Source organism: Thalassoroseus pseudoceratinae (genome assembly GCF_011634775.1).
Taxonomy (GTDB): domain Bacteria; phylum Planctomycetota; class Planctomycetia; order Planctomycetales; family Planctomycetaceae; genus Thalassoroseus; species Thalassoroseus pseudoceratinae.
Map to the genome: position 1 here is coordinate 25,752 of NZ_JAALXT010000001.1, position 17,314 is coordinate 43,065.

Genomic DNA, 17,314 nt, shown 5'->3' on the forward strand with positions numbered 1-17,314 from the left:
ACTAGCCGCTACACTCGCACTAACAATTGATTAGTCCCGGCTAGTACCGGTAATGCTAGCGGTTTCTGAAGCGATTTGCAGCTTCCAATTTTCGATCGCCGTGCCGGTGAAGTCCGCGTGACTCAGCAGGAAGTACAGTCGTTGCGTGGCTTCACCTTCTGGCGAGGTTCGGAAAATGTTTCGCAAGAAGTACGGCGGGATCGCTTGATAATAGAGTGTCGCACGCACCTGAACACGGCTGGGATCGACATCATCGGGTAGGGCAATCCGATAATTCACCGTGTCCGTGCCGCTGCCGTTGCGATATTGAGGATCACTGGCGGCTGCGCCCACTGGATAGGTGGCTTCGAGATACCGTCCCGAGAGTGCCGGATCAGGGCCGTTCGCCGTCCAACCGAGTGGCAACAGTCGGTTATCTTTACGTGTGCTACAACCATGAATGAAACTTGTGGTGAAACTATTCTTGGCATTACATAACAGCGACTCATAGATCTGAACTTGGTCTTGCGAACTAATCTGCACGTGATGCGGCTGGTACGATGCCGTTTCGTCGGCGTTCGGTTCGAAGAACTCGGTTTTCAATGGTTGGCCGTTCTCGTCAACTATGATGCCGAGTGAGTTTGTGCGTCCCGATCCCCACACGATACGTTCTTCACCGTCACTCGATTCTGGTTGCTCGACGACGAGCAACTCCAGAAAAGCACGACGAAAGCCAACGCCAGTCGGGAATCGATGCCCCGCTTTATTCGTGATAGTCACTTCCGCTTCAATGGCTCCGCCGGAATTCCAATGAGTCACCAAATCCAAGTCGGCGGTTTTCTCACGAGCAGTGCGAAGGAACTCTTGCCGAGCATGTTCAATGTCCTGATCGGAACCGGTCATGTAGTCGTCAGTCCGCACACCAAGTACGTCATCGAATTGTTCAAACAGTTCTAACAAGAACAAATTTAAACCAGAGAAGTTATGGCGTTTGAACCCTTTCTTGCGGATCGGCACTTCGAGTTTCTTGTGTGCTGCTAGGTTCTCGGCATCTGGGTAGGTCGTGTCTTGGATGATTGCCATTCGTGTTTCGAGGGAGTCCAAGTGGATATCGTTTTCTTCATCGACTAGGCCACTCGACATATGACAGTCTTGGCAGGATTTTGCCTGCGGGTTTTGTGTCTTGAACTCATTCTCAAAGGCGCTATTCAACCATTCCAGATATGTAGCCTGCTCGACATGGTGATGGAAGTTCTCAAACTCTTTGACGATTTGCGAGTCATTGAGTTCGTTCTTATGTTCGGGGGTGACAGGCGAATCAACTGCTGGCAGTGTCACGGTGTGACATGAACCACACATCCGAGACGACTGCAAGAACGGACTATGTTTCGGTGTGACTCCCAATGCGTGTTGCATTGGATAGGCGGTAATTTCATCATCTTTGAACGGACCGTAAACTTCGTTCTTGGGGCCGTAGTACAAATTCCCCGTCACCGATGTTTCCAGGAAGAACTGCAAATAGGGACGTTTGTCGTCGGCGGGTTGAGGACGCTCTTGCATGCGGTGGCAAACCATACAACTGATGCCTTCACGAGCCAACGCTCCATATTGCGAGTCACCTTCACCAATATGTTGTCCGTCCGCTGCGATCGCTTTGCACATTTCTTGAGAGAACGTGTCGCAATCGACTGGTTGTTCGGATTGCTTCTGATCACAATGAAACTGATGCCGCCCCATCGCGCCGTGGCATTTCAAGCATGTGTCCTGCAAGACATTCTGCAATCGAGTCGCCGTCTCCGGAGAATCTCCAAATTCGAGCGCGAGCATTTTGCGTTCGCTCTCGAGTTGCGCGTGAAAGATCGGATCACGACCGGCCAACCCCATCGGCGTCCATCGCCATTCACCGTAAGGAGAAATGTTCCACCCTTTTGCTCCGTAAGACGCGGAATCTCCCGTTGGGATGAACATGGTGGGGCCATAAGGTTTCATGAGTCCGGCATGACAACTCATACATTGGTTCGAGGTCATGAACTCCTGGCAGGGGTCACGTTGTTTGACGGCCCAGTCATGCGTCACCGGCGGCAATTTACTGACGTCTTGCAAACCAACCGGCTTCACTTCGCCGAAGAATTTGACGAATTCCTGATTCTCGGAGGCAGTACACAGGCTGACCGTTCCGGACTTCGTACACTGAGGATGAGAACCGCCGCCTTCCGTAGTTTTCGTCAGAGACACTTCCAGAAGATCGGGGATCGTGTCGGCCACCGCTTCGGATTTGTGCTCGGTTTCTTTTCGCCATGAGTCATCGACACGGAACAGAATTGGTTCACCGGGATACCCCTCAATGTTCCGCAGTGAGGCGAACGTATATTCGTTGTTCGCACTGGTCGGGTCCGCACCAGGAGTTTCCGTCGATGCATGACAACGCAGGCAGTAATGACCAAATCCGGAAATCGGATGCGAGAAATCCTTGTGGTTCTCGACCACCTTTTGGTCGCGTCCGGGATTGCTCCAGAACCAACCATCATGCGAACCTTTCGAATCTTTCACCATGACCGTCCAGGACTCCAACGACTCCCAGAGTTCTTTCTCTGATTTGCCATGGTGTCGTACCGCAGGCGGTGCATATTGCTCCTTGACAATCATCGCCCCATCAGGCAATGGACCTTTGCGACCGCCTTCGAGCCATTCGAGAACTTCCGGCGAATAGAACACCCGGACAGCGGGATGTGTACCGTAATACTCACCGTTCAAATAAGGGCCAGTGTCCCGGAGTTGTTTGTCGCGGCCCCACTGTGAGTGGTCGTACTTGCGTTGTTGGAGAAACGCAAAGAGCTGTTGCTCGAACTCCGGCACAGAAAGACTACTCGGCGTCGGAAGTTGACTGGCCCAATCGCCAGTCGCTTGAAACTTGGGCGGAAGCAGGTCCACCGGGTTCGGTTTGTCGCCGCTCGACGGATTCGGTTCACTGCCGACAAGCCAAGCAGCTAATCCAAGGCCAACGACTGCAGATAGAGTCGTCGCAGCAATTCGTCGTCTTTGTCCGTGAATCTGCATCCTGGCTCCCATCATCTCAATCCAAATTCCCGACGCACTCGTCCGTACCGATTCTATCGGCACGAACGGTTCCATCAGCGTACATTCGGTGAGAAATGGTCAACAGGGAAATCTAGGCGAGATTTTCGGATATGCTCCGAACGTTTGTCACGCCCCCGATTGCCTCCTCGGTCATGGCAGCATCACTGCTTCTCAGCCAGCGGTGAGACATGTAGCCGCTAAGTAGCGGGTCACGCCAACAAGAATTGACGGGCCCGAGACGAGGTCAATATGCATATTTCGATCAATTTTCAAACGTCGTGAGGTCGCGAATCGCCTCAACGAGTTCAAGCATCGAATCAAAACGCAAGTTTCGATCTTTCGCAATCGACTTGAAGACAATTGGTTCCAAATCTTTTGGAAAGGACGTTCCCGGTCGCTGTTCCGCCAAAGGCGCAGGTTGCTTGTGGAGAATGTTGTCGAACGTCTCATCGAGATCGCGACCGCGAAACGGTTCTTTCAGTGTCAGCATTTCGTAGAGAACGACACCAAGGCTGAAGATATCCGACCGTTCATCGAGCGAGTCAGGCGATTCGATCTGCTCGGGCGACATGTATAACGGTGTGCCAGGTCGTTGACCGGTGGCTGTCAGCGATTGGAAGTCAACGTTCGGGTCGTCATTTGTTATCAGTGGGGTCGGCGTATCAGGCCCGGCTTCATCGGGCAACCCCCAAACCTTGGCAACACCCCAGTCGAGTAGCACGACTTCCCCAAAATCCCCGATCCAAATGTTCTCCGGCTTCACGTCTCGGTGAATCACGCCCCGGACGTGGGCATACGCTAATGCCAAGCCGACTTGCTCGACAACATTCAGCAGCGTCTCGAGATCGTATTTCTTCTCGGTCGTCGCATCTCCCCAACTCAGTCGCTGCAAAATGGAGAAGAGATTCTCACCAGCGATGCGTTTCATCGTGAAATACAGTGACCCCGGTCCACGACCAATTTCGTAGACGGGCACTGTATTGGGATGTTGCAGCTGAGCGGTGATTCGGGCTTCGCGGAGGAAGCGTCGTCGTTCGCGGGCATCGACGATGCATTCACTCGACAACCGTTTCAACGCCACGGTGCGTCCCACGATTCCATCAAAGCACGAGTACAAAACCGCTTTGACTCCCCGAGTCATGACCTTGAAGTCCGAATACTTGTCGTAGCCGGTTGGTAAGTCTTCAGGGAGTTCCGGATCGGTCCCGGAGAGAATGATTTTCGAGCGATCGCTCCGCGAATATGACATCGGCAGAATCTCGCGTTAATTGGGGCAAGAGTCCGGGAACAAGAAGAATGACGGTGAATAGACAACAAAGATGTCGTCCAAAACTGTCACCGTTGTTACTCGTCCATGATGTCCTTTTCTTTGTCATCCGCGGACTTATTGACCTTCGCCTCGTACTTCTTGGTGAGGTCTTGAATTTGGTCTTTCACGCCATCACGCTCGTCTTCGCTCATGGTCTTGTCTTTTTCCGCTTGATCGGCGTGCTTGTTGCCGTCCCGGCGGATGTTGCGAATCGATACGCGAGCTTCCTCGGCAAGTTCCTTCAGACGACCAACCAACTGTTTTCGTCGCTCGACGGAAAGCGGCGGGATATTCAGACGAATCAACCGGCCATCTGAATTGGGAGCCAATCCCAAATCGCTGGTTTGGATTGCTTTGGAGATCGCACCGATGGACGAGGCGTCGAAGGGGCGAATGACAATTTGCTGGGGTTCAGGAACACTGATGTTCGCCAACTGCTTCAGTGGCGTTGGTGAACCGTAGTAGTCAACGCGTACCGAATCGACGAGAGCCGGTGTGGCTCGTCCGGTTCGCAAACCTTGGAGTTGATCCCGAAAGACGTTGACGGCTTTCTCCATCCGTTCTTCGGTGTCGAGGAGTATCTCGTCCTGATCCATAAGAAGGTTGTCCTTATCAGCATTACCAAATCGTACGGCGACAATTCATCCCAATGTTGCTGGTCGAATCGCTGCCAGTCCCCAGACGATAACCTAACGAAATCGGCTCCCAATGGGAACGTTCACAGGGATCTTCATTTCTCAAAATCACTTTGTCTGCACTGACGGCTCTTACTTCCATGCCCGTCCATACGGAGTCAGGAAAGGCGAAGATTGTCCATTCCGAAATACGACTCTTGACGTGATCAGTCCTCGCGAATCCGGAGATTCCGAAAGGAGACACCTACGCCGTGGTTTTGCAGTCCGAGATAACCGCGAGTTTGACGTAGTTTGATCAACGGGTGTTTTTGAGCTGTGACGTGCACCACTTCGACGCCGTTGTGAACCGTGCGGACGGTGTGTCCTTTGCACTCAATTTCCAGCGTGTTCCACTGACCGGGAGGACGACACACGCGGGGAGACGCACCGGCGATGTCATACACGGAGGCCGAATACTGGTAGTCCTTGAGGCTCTTGTATTTCTCAGCCGAATCGTCCAGAACTTGCACCTCGAAACCGGCAGGCGGTTGGGAGTCCTTGTCTCGGTGGTGATTTCCATCATGCGGGACACGAACATACACGCCACTATTACTCCCGGCTTGCAATCGGTATTGCAGCCGCAGGTTGAAGTCACCGTATTCCTTGCGACTGCGGAGCCACGGCCCTTTCGGCTTCACGCATGTCAAAACACCATCGGCCAACTCCCAGCAAGTCTCCGGTGGTTGACCAGCTCCTTCCCAATGTGTCAGTTCTGAACCATCAAGCAAGCTTCGGAATCCGGTTTCCGTCACTTCGATATTCCGCAAACGAATGTGGCTTCCGTCAGGCACGATCGCCTCCAGACCGATGTAACCGTCTTCGTTGTCTAGGGCGGTGGACGTGGTGGGTTCTCCATTGTTGGTGCGAACCGTGACGGTGTTGCCACGCACGGTGATGTCGTAGGTGTTCCACTGACCTTTCTTGAAAGCCCCTTCGATCTTCTGAGCCGACGCGTTTTTGCTGGTGGCCTTCAGAAAGGGAACACCCGGCTTGTGGGCTCGAAGATAAACACCAAGCTGCCAATTCCCCTTCTTCGGGGCCTTCCATTCGAAGTGAAGTTGAAAATCACGATACCTATGGTGCGATCGCATCCAACCATCGCCGGACTTCATCAGCAATTCGCCATCGACGAACTCGACCTCGCAATTTTCGCAAACACTCCAGGCGGTCAAGCCGTTGCCTCCGAGATACGGAATTTTGTAGTCATCTGCCGCCAACACTTGCAGATGAGGCAGCAACGCGAGGACGCAAGCAATTCTCGACCAACACTTCATGATGAAATCGCAACCTACTTGGAAGAATGGAGCAGCTAACTTGGTGTTCCATTCCACGTTACCGATGCGTCCCCAGTGAAACAAGCGACCGGAGATGACCGGATGGTCAGGCAATGAAACGTGTTATGGAACATCGTGCGATGAGTTTCCGTGGGCGGTGTTCGAATCGGGAACCGTTAAAACCGGTAGAAACTGCCTATTGTTTTATTGGTTGTTCCGGTTATTCGGGTCGTGTCGTGCGACTTCCCGCTGGTGGGGAAAGTTTGGCGATGCGGAGCGTCCAGGTCTCACTTGCTACACAGATTCACCCGATGAAACAGGTCAGACGGTTTGAATCGGCCGTGCTCGCCATTCAACCCCTGGGACGTGCAAATTCGGAATGACAGGAGCGTCAACCCGAAACTTGGCGTACGGCCCCGCTGAACTGTCGTGTCGCAACCGAAATCACCGCCGATTGATGCTTTCGAGCATCAGCCGACGGACCCCAAGCACACGGGAACGGCACTTTATCAAACTCTCACCCGGCATCGAACAGCCTGGTGTAAAACGGACGTTACAAAGACAGGAGTTGGAATGGAATTCTTCAAAAAACCACGAAAATTGGCTTCGCGAGTTTGTGGTGCTCTTCTGGGCGGTGCGATGCTGGTTTCGATCTCCTCAGTCGGTTCGGCTCAAGAGTTCGATCCAAACGTTGATCCCCGTGCGGAAGCTTACGATACCGTTGATCAACCGTTTGAACTGAGCACGTCCCTCCTCGGTGAGGATTCACCGTTCACGATCGGTGGTTGGACACAAATTGGTTATCATGATAAGTCCAACGGTGTGTTCAACGCACATCCGAACGACGTCAACCTCCACCAGCAATGGCTCTATGCTGAACGAGTCGCTGATGGTAGCGAAGGCTTGGACTTCGGTTTCCGTTTCGATGCCGTTTACGGTGTTGATGGCCCGAACACGCAATCCTTCGGTAACCCTCCTGGCACGTTCGACTTAGACGAAGATTTCACGCACGGAATCTACGGCTGGGCGTTGCCACAAATCTATGGTGAAGTTGCCTACGGAGATTTGTCGGTTAAAGTTGGTCACTTCTACACCATCATTGGTTACGAAGTTGTGACGGCTCCCGATAACTTCTTCTACAGCCACGCCTTCACGTTCAACTTCAACGAGCCCTTCACCCACACGGGTGTCTTGGCGACGTACAACGTCAACGAAGACATCACCGTCTGGAACGGATGGACAGCTGGTTGGGACACCGGTTTCGAACAATTCAACGACGGCGACGATTCCGATGGTAGCAACTACCTCGGTGGTGTGAGCGTCTCGCTGACCGACACGATGACCGCGATCTGGGCGTGCACCATCGGCGACTTCGGTGCCATCGGTGAAGGTTACATGAACAGCTATGTGTTCGACTGGGCCATCGCTGACGACTTGAACTACGTGTTCCAGTTCGACTACCTCCACACCAACGCTGCTAGCCCGGTCGGTGGTGACGGCGGAACGGACAGCCACTCCTTCAACCAGTACCTCTTCTACACGGTCAACGACTGGATGTCAGCCGGTGCTCGTGGCGAAATCTGGACCGTTGAAGATCAAAGCTACTACGAGTGCACACTCGGCCTCAACTTGAGACCTGATCCGAACGTTGTGATTCGTCCGGAAGTTCGCTGGCAAGATGGGTTGGATGACACCGCGACCGCCTTCTTCGATCGCCAATTCGGTCTGCCAACCGGAAGTGCCGGCGAAGCGATCTTCGGTATCGATGCAATCCTGACTTACTAGTCAAATATGACAGCGAAGTGTCTTCGGATACTTCACCAAAACGATCGGGGCGGCTGGCCAACTTTGGGTCAGCCGCCCTTTTTTCGTTGCCATCGTTTGCAACCTCATCAGCACGAGCGTTTTGGCAACTAAAACCCCCGTAACACCTGAGACAACAACAGCTTATCGATCTCGAAACAATAAAGGAGACCGGGTCGACCAGCCTGGCCGCGTGTTCAAACATCAACTAAGAAAACACAAGCCGGTCATTGCCGATCTTGTGTTGAAGGGGCACCGCTTGTGCTCGAATCTACGTTCGCCCGCAGAGCATATCGTTGGGCATCCAAGACGGTTCCCGATGGATCGCATTGGGGACGGAACTCAAGGCCATGTGATGACGCAATCGGCCAGCCAACGTCGCTTGTCCGGAAATTCGTGCCATGAGTTCGTCACCGTAAAGGCATTCGCTGAAACGGTTTCCATCCCAGCGGCAGGCGAGTGGGCACCGAAGACTCAAGTTGAGCTGCCGCACGCAAAGCCAAAGCGCCAGCGGGAATCAACGCCCCGGCAGAACGGCCGTTCTGCCATCCAGCAAAGTCGGAGTTGCGGAATTTTTTGCGACTTGCGAACCGAACGCTTACGGCTGTCGACACGAAGTGCAAATCCGCCATCGCGTATGAGTGTCACTCTGCGATTCTCCGCAACGAGCCCGTGCGGAACCTCTCCTGCCTGTCTGTTTCTTGGACCGCGGGCATTGCGTTGCTCGTCCTGAAACTCTGACTCAACCCGACTTCGCTAAAACAACTTCCAAGAGAGTCCGATCTTCGCTGGCACCAATGTCTCGACGTAAGAAAACCGCCGGTCTCGAAAGACCGGCGGTTTGCAATTGATCGTTTGTCTTCGGCTGCTCGAAAGTGTTTAGCGGAAGCGGATTTCCAAGCCCACAGACAGACCTTCGAGGTGCATGTCTTCTTCTTTCTTATCCAAGCGAATATCGTTGGTCGGCGAGCCGGTATTGAGATTGTACCGAATGTTGTCGATCGGCCGCGTCACGTTCGGGAGATACATGAAGTTGTACCCGCCCATCAAGGTCATGTTCTGCGTGATGTCGAATTTCCCGTAGAGACCGACCTCGAAAAGGCTGGAGAACTTCAAATCGTCTTCTTTGTCGAAGACACTCGGATCGCCAGCAAAACGAACGTTCGCATTACCGACCGATGCTTCATAACTGTTGAAACCAACCATCATGCGGGGTTCGGCTCCAAAGGTGAACTTCCAAATGTCCGCTTCGAATCGGAATCCTAATTGCGGTCCAAACAACGTGTTTTCGGTGTTGGAATCAATCTGCACAACCCGCTGACCGCCGATGCTGGTAATACCGGTCTGTCCAAATTGTTCTTCGAGATTGAAAATTCTCGCTCCGATCATCGGGTAGAAGTGCAATCCAGTGTTGTTCGGTGACCAATCGCCGAACCACTTGCCTTCAAAACCCCACGATTCGCTGGTGAACTTCGCCCGGTAAGCTTGGTCGAAGATCAATGCTTGGGCATTTTCTTGAACCTGAAAGAGGTCACCGTCCACGGCGTCGATGATGACATCATTCGGGTCTACAAACTGCCCATCAACGGTCACGGGGATGATGGTGTAGACCGAGTTGTTTTCGAGCTGCGGGAAGTCGGAGGGAATTCCGAAAACGAATCCGGAGCTTGGTCCAATCCCGGCAAAAACCGTGTTGGGAGTGTATCCGGGAGCAGCGACGCGGTCGTCCACTCGCGGAATGTTCATGTAAGCGAATTCGATCATTCCCTCACGCAACGGCAACGCAAGAGTCAAACGGAAGCCGTTGGAGTCTTCGAGATTCAGCGGTTGCGTTGTCGGTGCTGCAACGGGTTGCAAATCTGCGACGGTGAACGTGAACGTCTGCCCGAAGACGTTCACGGGCACTTGACCAAACGTGATGACATCGTTTTCCAGTCGGACATCACGATTCTCAAAGCCCTGAGCCCCAATGACTTTGCTGCCGAAGGTGTCGATCTGGTAGTTCAACCATTCGACACGGACTTCCGAATTCGGCAAGACCTTCTTGGTAAAGATGGACCAGAAGGATGGGGCGGGCCACCATTCCCCGGGAGGTGCCAAGCTGTATGTCGGATCGGGCATGACCGGTCCGCCGGGGTAGTTGCCATCGGTCACGAATTGATCAGTGCCGTAATCTGACGGTGGTGCGTCGCCCGAGACGGAAGCCATTCCAGGGCTCGACATCATTCCGGGATCGTAAACTCCTCCCTGAGCCATCAGGTCCGGAGCAAACATGGCTGCCGGCAGAAACAGGCACAGTCCGAGGAGAACGCATCTTGAGGTGCGGGCAGGCATGCGGTTTCTTCCTGGTCAGAACGGGAGCGGACTCTGAACACGGTTCAGGTTGGGTCGCTCCGATTATGCGAATCTTCTGAGGCACGCGGGTCGTACGGAATGAACCGCATGCATCAGGAATATCGGACAATCCCCCCCATCCACCACACGTCAACCATTTCGAGATATAACCGAATCAGCCCGTTCACGCGTCATCGGCGTTTGGCTTCGCCTAAACTACCTGCTTTGACATCGACACTGTGCCAATCGTGTCGGATTCTCAGTTCCACCGCCCGCGAAGCTCTCGCATGAATGTCGCAACTCGTTTCTCGTCAACGGGTTCTTGAACCTCGCCGCCACGCTTGAAACTTGTCCCGACAATCAGCCCACCAACTCCGATTGGCATCTCGGGAAGATTCGTCGCGGAGACACCGCTGCCCACGAGAATTGGCGTACCATTCGCAACGCTGATGGCTTCCTCGATCTGCTGTGGTGAAGTCTCCGCCCCAGTCCCTGAACCAGAGACAATCACCGCATCCGCCCCCCCTCGACGAACGAGGTCGTCAAGTTCCTCAGCAAACGGACGTACTGCGACGGCGGCCGAATGTTTTACGTCGACATCAGCCAGAATTTTGACGTGCTCGCCATTCAGATGTTTCCGTAGTCGCAGTAGATCGTGTGCACTTCCTTGAATCACACCTTGATCCGTCACACGTGCTCCGCTCAACACATTCACTCGAATGAACGATGCGTCTGCGACGACTGCAATCGCAAGTGCCGACTCACCGTCGTTCCGAAGAACGTTGACACCCAGCGGAAGCTCAATGGCACAACGAATTTTTTCGGTCACCACGGACATCGCAGCGACCGTCACCGGCGGAACACGCCCAGGAAAGAATGGCGTATCGCCAAAGTTTTCCACCATGACGGCATCCACGCCACCACGTTCAAGGGCTTTAGCATCGGCGATGGCTGTCTCGATGACGGTTCCCCATTCGCCCGAATATTTCGGACTCCCTGGTAACGGTCGAAGATGAACCATGCCAATCGTAAGCGGGTGCTTCTCGGTAAACGTCAACGGCAAATTCAAACGCATGACAAAATTGGGTTAACAAGGTCGATCAGGTGCGGCCAAAACCTGATTGTAACGCACATCAACTTCGAAAATCACGCCAGGACCATCTGCCGACCTCGCAGTCTTCCGCGCACATTCGAAGCACGGTTCGGAGATTCCTGAGCAATTGCAACGAGAATCGAAAGTTTGAAAGTTCCTGAGCCGTATTGAATGACCGGAATAACTCCGGCCTCCGCCAGAAGATGCCGTTCCTCACGAGATTCGGTGACAACGTGGTCGAAATCGCGACTCGCGGATATGCTGTGAGCGACGGAAATCGCTATCATGCCACCGTTGCAATCACCCCAATAGGAGCCCCCGATGACTCGATTTGTTTTCCATGCGTTGCTGTTGCTTCCCATCGTCTGTTTGACGTCTTGCACCAAATCATCGGAAACTGCGAACCCCGAACAAACAAGCAAATCTGAACCGGCGACCGAACCAGAGACCGAGCCCAAAGCGAATCCGATCGAAACCTTGGAATCGTTGGGTTCCGTTCGCCTCGATGACGACGGAAACGCAGTCGTTGTTAAAATCCCGGACGGCAAGGCAACCGACGAAACCGCGAGTCTGCTCGCCGACATGACGACTCTCAAAGACGTCCAACTGAATGGCGAGAAAGTCACGGATGCTGCGATCGACAGTCTCGTCGGGCTCGACAAACTGAAGGTCCTGAAACTCGATGGTACGTCCATCGGAGACTCCGGACTTGAGAAACTCAGTTCCATTGAGAGTCTTGAGCAAGTCTATCTGTCCGGGACGAAGATCACGGATGAAGGTCTCAAACACCTGGGTGCGTTGCCACGCTTGCGTCGACTACGAATCAGCAACACGCAAGTGACGGGTGAAGGCATGCAACACCTGGCGTCGGCTAAGAAGCTCGCCAACTTAGACGTTAGCAAAACGAGTGTCGATGATCGCGGGCTTGTCTACTTAAGTGAGATTGCCGTTTTAACGGACCTCAATCTCTATACGACCAATGTTGCCGACGCTGGTGCCGATCATCTTTCAACGATGACTCAGCTGACATGGTTGAACTTGGACAACACCAAAATCACTGATGCCACCTTGCCGAAACTCAAACCGCTCGTGAATCTGACCTATCTCCATTTAGGCCGCACAACCGTTTCCGATGCCGGCATTGAGAACCTCTTTGGTTTGAAGAAGCTTACGCGACTGGAAGTTACTAACACAGAGGTAACGGAAGAAGGCGCAGATAAACTGCGGGCCGCTCTGCCGGATTGTGAAGTCCTCTCAGGCAAAACCGACGCCAAATCATAGCCCTCGGTTGCCACCCTAGAGCTCTGTTTCCTAGTCTCTGTGAGACATAACCGATCACGATGAGGTGCAAACGGCTCTCGTTCAGTAACTCCAAACCGCGACTTGTCCGCGATCACTGACGAGGAACGGTTACTCTAGAATCAAGTCTGATCGTTCGCTAGGAATGACGACAAAAAAAGGTCCTCGGTACATAGCACCGAGGACCTATCTCAACTAGCAATCTCAGTCACAAATCTGGAAAACCACTATTCGATTGCAGAGATAGTCGCTGATATCGGTTTCACCCAGAACTTCTGATCGTCTGAGTAGTACGGGTAAATTCGACTCGCGGGGCCGGTGTACGATCCCGGAATCGAGGCAATACAAGACAAACTAAGATCAACCTCTTGCCCAGCTTCCATAGCACGCCAGTAGAGAATGACGTCGCGGCCACGAACTTCATAGGCAGCAACCTTCTTCGCACTCACCAACTCCTTGAGTTGATCGTGACGCACCTCAAAACCACCCGGGAGCCCAACAATTGCAACCGGGGTCGGGACGGTTTCATCGGACGTATTCTCGCAACGGACCCTTAATTCCGTAGCCGCACCTTCTTGCAATTCGCCTCGACTCAGGCTCGTCTGCATCTGCAGTGGGCTATTATCGTTTGATTGTGGTTGCACTTCATTGAAGTTGACCGTGACCGCGTAGGGCATGCTTGAACCATCCGTCATTTGGACCGCAATCGTGTGTTTACCCGGCGTCAGCTTCGTTGCGAAATCGGGAAGCTTGATTTCTCCTCGGGTTTCCTTCGTGAAGGGAACGGGATCACCGAACGGCTGACCGTCGACTAACAATTGAACCGAACCATCCGCTTTCGGTTTTGCGCGAGCCTTGTCGAATTCAACGATTGCCTTCAAGGCTAGCACAGTCGACTGTGTATTGCCGAAACGACCGTCCTCACAGACGCTTGCTAGGTATTTCACGCCTTTGTCAGCGAAGTCGATGTAATCGGGATTGCTCAACCAAGCTAGTGTCGCAAGTGCGGTCGCTTCAATCTTCAAAGCCTCTCCGCCACTCCCAACGATAGACTTACTCGCCCCATCGATTGAACCATCGATCGCCTGCAGAGTCACAAGTTTGTCCAGCAATTCTTGAGCAGCAGATTTCTGGTCAGCGAGAACCAAGACATTGGCTGCCAACGCGACGACATAGCTATTGTCGTTTGTTTGCGCATCTTTGCCGACGGTGTCAACTTCTTTGTCTAGGCCGGTCATTCCGGAACTCAGGAGTGCCCAGGTAATATATGCATCAGAGACGTCTTGATCTGCGAGCCACGTGTGGAGTGCTCGTCGCTCACGGATGAAGTGGCCTTCTCCGTCCCGACGTCCCATCAGCCATTGACTCGTTCGTGCTAGCATCTCTGGATCGACGTCGCGGACCTGAGCCATATCAGAGAACTCGAGTAACCCGTAAGCTGTCAATGCTTCGTGACCTGGGTCTTCACCGAACCACTCGAAACCTCCACTCTTGCATTCAAACCCGATCAGCCGATCGTAGCCTTTCGCCAGGATTGCTTGACTTCGTTGAATCAATTCCGGATCGACACCAGCATGCGTTTGAAAGTATTGTCCAGCCATCACGAGCGGATAGGTTGTGGAACTCGTTTGTTCAAAGCAACCATAGGGCTCGCGGATCAGTCGCTCGAGTGCTGCGGTAAGACTCGCCATCGGAGTGGGGAAAACCGTGAACTTTGTCGTGAGACTTCCCGGCACAACGGTTTCTGTGATCTCGATCTCGTGCGACTTGGTTTCGTCCGAATACAACATCCCGCCATGAGCCAACTCAACTGGGAACCCTTGTGGAACGATGACCAATGGTCTCGTTACTTGATCTTGATATGGTCCCGCGTTCGTCGAGATAACAAGTTGCGAAGTCCCATTGAGCCGTCCAACTTCAAGCGGAAGGACTCGACGAACACGTTGGTTCGCGGAGAGTACGAACGGATCAAAACTCGTCGTGGTGAGCCCCTCGGCATTCACGGTCAAGTTCACATTCGAAAGAACTTCGCTCGTTGAGTTGACCAGTCCCAACGGTAGTAGGACGGTGTCGCCTGTAGTTACTTCGAGAGGCAATTTCGGTTCAACATAGTATGGTTCGACGGACTGAATTTGTTGAGTGGCTGCATAGAGATTGCCAGACTCGTCGAACGCGTCAGCAGAGACCTGAAAACTCGTCACAGCGTCGCTAAGGTCAAATGCGATCTTCGCAATACCCGTTTCGGCATCAGTTCGAACTCCTGCATGCCAGTAGAGGGTTTCCGTGAAATCGACTCGTTCGCCAGGTTGTCGATTTGCTCGAACTTTGTGTGCAAATTCCCGAACAACGACGAACGGTGCTGCACCAAAGCCACCAGCGACTCGATTCGCCCCAGGCTTCAGTAGGCGGCGGGTAGCAGCACGGTCAGCAGCAATTGCTTTGCCAAGCTGTTGCCTAAGTTGTTTTTGCTCTGGTGCCGCATCGGCATTTTCCGCTGGCGGCGCTGGTGGTCGCTCCGCCTGCGGCTTTTTGGCTGGCATTTTTTCACCGACTGGACCATCGGCGAATTTTTTGATTTCTGACGCGTCCCCAACTTTATCGGCAGGTGCCTCTCCGACCTCGATCGCAGCGGCGGCTGCTTGCGGTAACTCAAGAGCCTCAGCTTCCACCGCGCCACCGATCGCGCCAGCTGCTCGAAATCGCATGAAGGGTCTCGGCGTGGGAATCGTCAGAGCCAACACACGACGAGCATCGTCACCGTGTTCTTTGACGAGCGTCGCCGAATTGTAAAACGCGAACCGACGCCATCCCTGTGTCCCTAACAACAAGTCTACTGCAGATGCAGCTAATGGATCGTCTTGATCAAGATAGATGTGCGCATCGGCTAAGTCTTGGACATCGTTTTCAAAGAACGCCATGACAGGCAACCGCGGTTGTTGATCGCGAGTCTCGATCATCTCAAGCACACTATCATCCGTGACCGTCACGCCGACAATTGCGGAGACAGGCTCCCCATCGGCATTTGTGGCATGAATTGTTAGATTAGCCGTCCCGCCGGGTGTGTACTTTTCTTTGTCGGCTTCAATTTTGACTTTCAAGCCTGATTTTGGTTCGCGAAACACGAGCCGTTCGGCGAGAGGCGTGCCGTTGGCGTCCTCAACCGTCACCACAAGAACGCCGCTAGCGTCCTGAGGATCAAGATTCACCTTCGACGCTTTTCCTTCCACGGTCTCGATCGTCTTGCGGACGACGAGCTTTTCGCGTTGCCGAAGCGACACACTGAGTTTTTGTGAGTCGGTACTGTGGATGATCAACGGAACGTCTTGGGTTGTCTCAATGACCTCTCTCGGTGACTGCAGTGTCACACCGCTTTTATGAATCTCGGGGAGTGGGAACGCTTTCCCAATGCCACTTGGCTTTGTGATTCTCAGGGTGTAACTCTCGCCTAGTTTCGGAGTGAAAGTCACGCGGCCACGACCTTCGTGAACCGTTTCAAACGAACCAACGACCTTCATCGAGGCATCGACAATCTCGCCGGAAATGTCGGCCGGTTTTTGCGCCGGCGTTTTGGCGGACACATAAACTCGGTTGGGGATGCCCGCGATCAGGTCACCGCCTTCCGGATAGAAGTTCACATCGACGGTTTGCAGGAGAATTGGGATGGTCTTCGCAGCGGTGTCGACAACGCCACCGTCTTCGATCGTGAATGACAAAGTGCCTTCGCCCCGCTCCATTTTCTTAGGGAGTTCAAATTGAGCGGCAGCAATCCCCGTCGGATCAACGACCGTTTTAGATTCGTGAACCGTTTGGCCATCGACAAGGGCACGCACCGTGGCAACTGCATCAACCGGAATACCTCCTTCGGCCCGCTCCACCTTCACATTGGCGGAGACCTTGTCCCCCGGACCATAGCCTTCGCGGATAAACTCGATCTGACTTTTCAGCCGTGGTGCGCGGTAAGCCCGAATGTCGAACTTTCGCTCGGCGGGTGGGAGTCCCAACCAGGGGTAACTCACTTTGGCCGTGTATTCGCCACCGGATTGTCCCGCGGGAATCTTCCAAGCATAACCAACGGTACTCTCCTGGATGTTCGTGCGACCACTGCCAACTACGTCGCCTTTCGGACCGAGAATTTCGATCGTGGCTTGGGTAGCAAACCGCTTCGGGGCCGGCTTCCGAGAGTGTGCTTCGAGCAAAACGCCCCGAATGTAGACCTTCTCGTTTTCTCGATAAATTGGCTTGTCGGTCGAGACATGCGTTAGGTAGCGATCCGTCCCGCCAAGTGCGGCGGGCTTTGCAATCTGTTTGGGATTGTCCTTGGGAGGGGCCTTCTGAGAGTCCGCGGCCGCGTCACTCAGACGGGGACCAAACAAGCACAACAACGCTGTCAACAGAAGGCCACCGCTGAGACAACTGAGCAGGCGGAGGCGTTTGGATGAGACGACCGACATGGACGGATTCCTCGCTATTC

General features: G+C 53.6%; 10 protein-coding genes. 2 read left to right on the top strand and 8 right to left on the bottom strand.

The genetic code is table 11. The annotated features are described in order from the left end of the window. Positions 1–30: 30 nt before the first annotated feature. The 4 genes from G6R38_RS00090 to G6R38_RS00105 form a co-directional block, all read right to left on the bottom strand. Positions 31–3,099, bottom strand: coding sequence for a cytochrome P460 family protein (locus tag G6R38_RS00090; protein WP_166819662.1), 3,069 nt, complete (start codon positions 3,097–3,099; stop codon positions 31–33). Between the two features lie 220 nt (positions 3,100–3,319). Further along, positions 3,320–4,306: a serine/threonine protein kinase gene (locus G6R38_RS00095; protein ID WP_166819663.1), complete on the bottom strand. Its 987-nt coding sequence runs from the start codon at positions 4,304–4,306 to the stop codon at positions 3,320–3,322. A gap of 95 nt (positions 4,307–4,401) precedes the next feature. Continuing rightward, entirely contained in the window at positions 4,402–4,962 is a 561-nt protein-coding gene (gene frr, locus G6R38_RS00100) for a ribosome recycling factor (RefSeq protein WP_166819664.1), read from the bottom strand. Positions 4,963–5,207: 245 nt separating this feature from the next. Beyond that, on the bottom strand, positions 5,208–6,314 hold the full coding sequence (locus G6R38_RS00105) for a 3-keto-disaccharide hydrolase (RefSeq protein WP_166819665.1): 1,107 nt from the start codon (positions 6,312–6,314) through the stop codon (positions 5,208–5,210). 573 nt (positions 6,315–6,887) lie between these two features. Here G6R38_RS00105 and G6R38_RS00110 point away from each other — a divergent pair. Further along, complete coding sequence (locus G6R38_RS00110) at positions 6,888–8,099, top strand: outer membrane beta-barrel protein (protein ID WP_166819666.1); 1,212 nt, start codon at positions 6,888–6,890, stop codon at positions 8,097–8,099. A gap of 289 nt (positions 8,100–8,388) precedes the next feature. On the opposite strand, the gene G6R38_RS28225 is transcribed toward G6R38_RS00110, so the two are convergent. The 3 genes from G6R38_RS28225 to G6R38_RS00120 all read right to left on the bottom strand — a co-directional run bounded on the left by G6R38_RS28225 (position 8,389) and on the right by G6R38_RS00120 (position 11,526). Further along, on the bottom strand, positions 8,389–8,520 hold the full coding sequence (locus tag G6R38_RS28225) for a hypothetical protein (RefSeq protein WP_261345345.1): 132 nt from the start codon (positions 8,518–8,520) through the stop codon (positions 8,389–8,391). Positions 8,521–8,996: 476 nt separating this feature from the next. After that, positions 8,997–10,451 carry a BBP7 family outer membrane beta-barrel protein gene (locus G6R38_RS00115; RefSeq protein WP_166819667.1) on the bottom strand — a complete coding sequence of 485 codons (1,455 nt, stop codon included), beginning with the start codon at positions 10,449–10,451 and terminating at the stop codon, positions 8,997–8,999. Between the two features lie 259 nt (positions 10,452–10,710). After that, a complete protein-coding gene (locus G6R38_RS00120; protein WP_166819668.1) occupies positions 10,711–11,526 on the bottom strand; it encodes a BtpA/SgcQ family protein in 816 nt (271 codons plus the stop codon). Positions 11,527–11,865: 339 nt separating this feature from the next. Between G6R38_RS00120 and G6R38_RS00125 the strand changes: the two genes are divergently transcribed. Beyond that, positions 11,866–12,825 carry a leucine-rich repeat domain-containing protein gene (locus tag G6R38_RS00125; protein ID WP_166819669.1) on the top strand — a complete coding sequence of 320 codons (960 nt, stop codon included), beginning with the start codon at positions 11,866–11,868 and terminating at the stop codon, positions 12,823–12,825. Between the two features lie 245 nt (positions 12,826–13,070). On the opposite strand, the gene G6R38_RS00130 is transcribed toward G6R38_RS00125, so the two are convergent. Next, positions 13,071–17,294, bottom strand: a complete 4,224-nt coding sequence (locus G6R38_RS00130; protein ID WP_166819670.1) for an MG2 domain-containing protein — start codon at positions 17,292–17,294, stop codon at positions 13,071–13,073. Between the last annotated feature and the right edge of the window lie 20 nt (positions 17,295–17,314).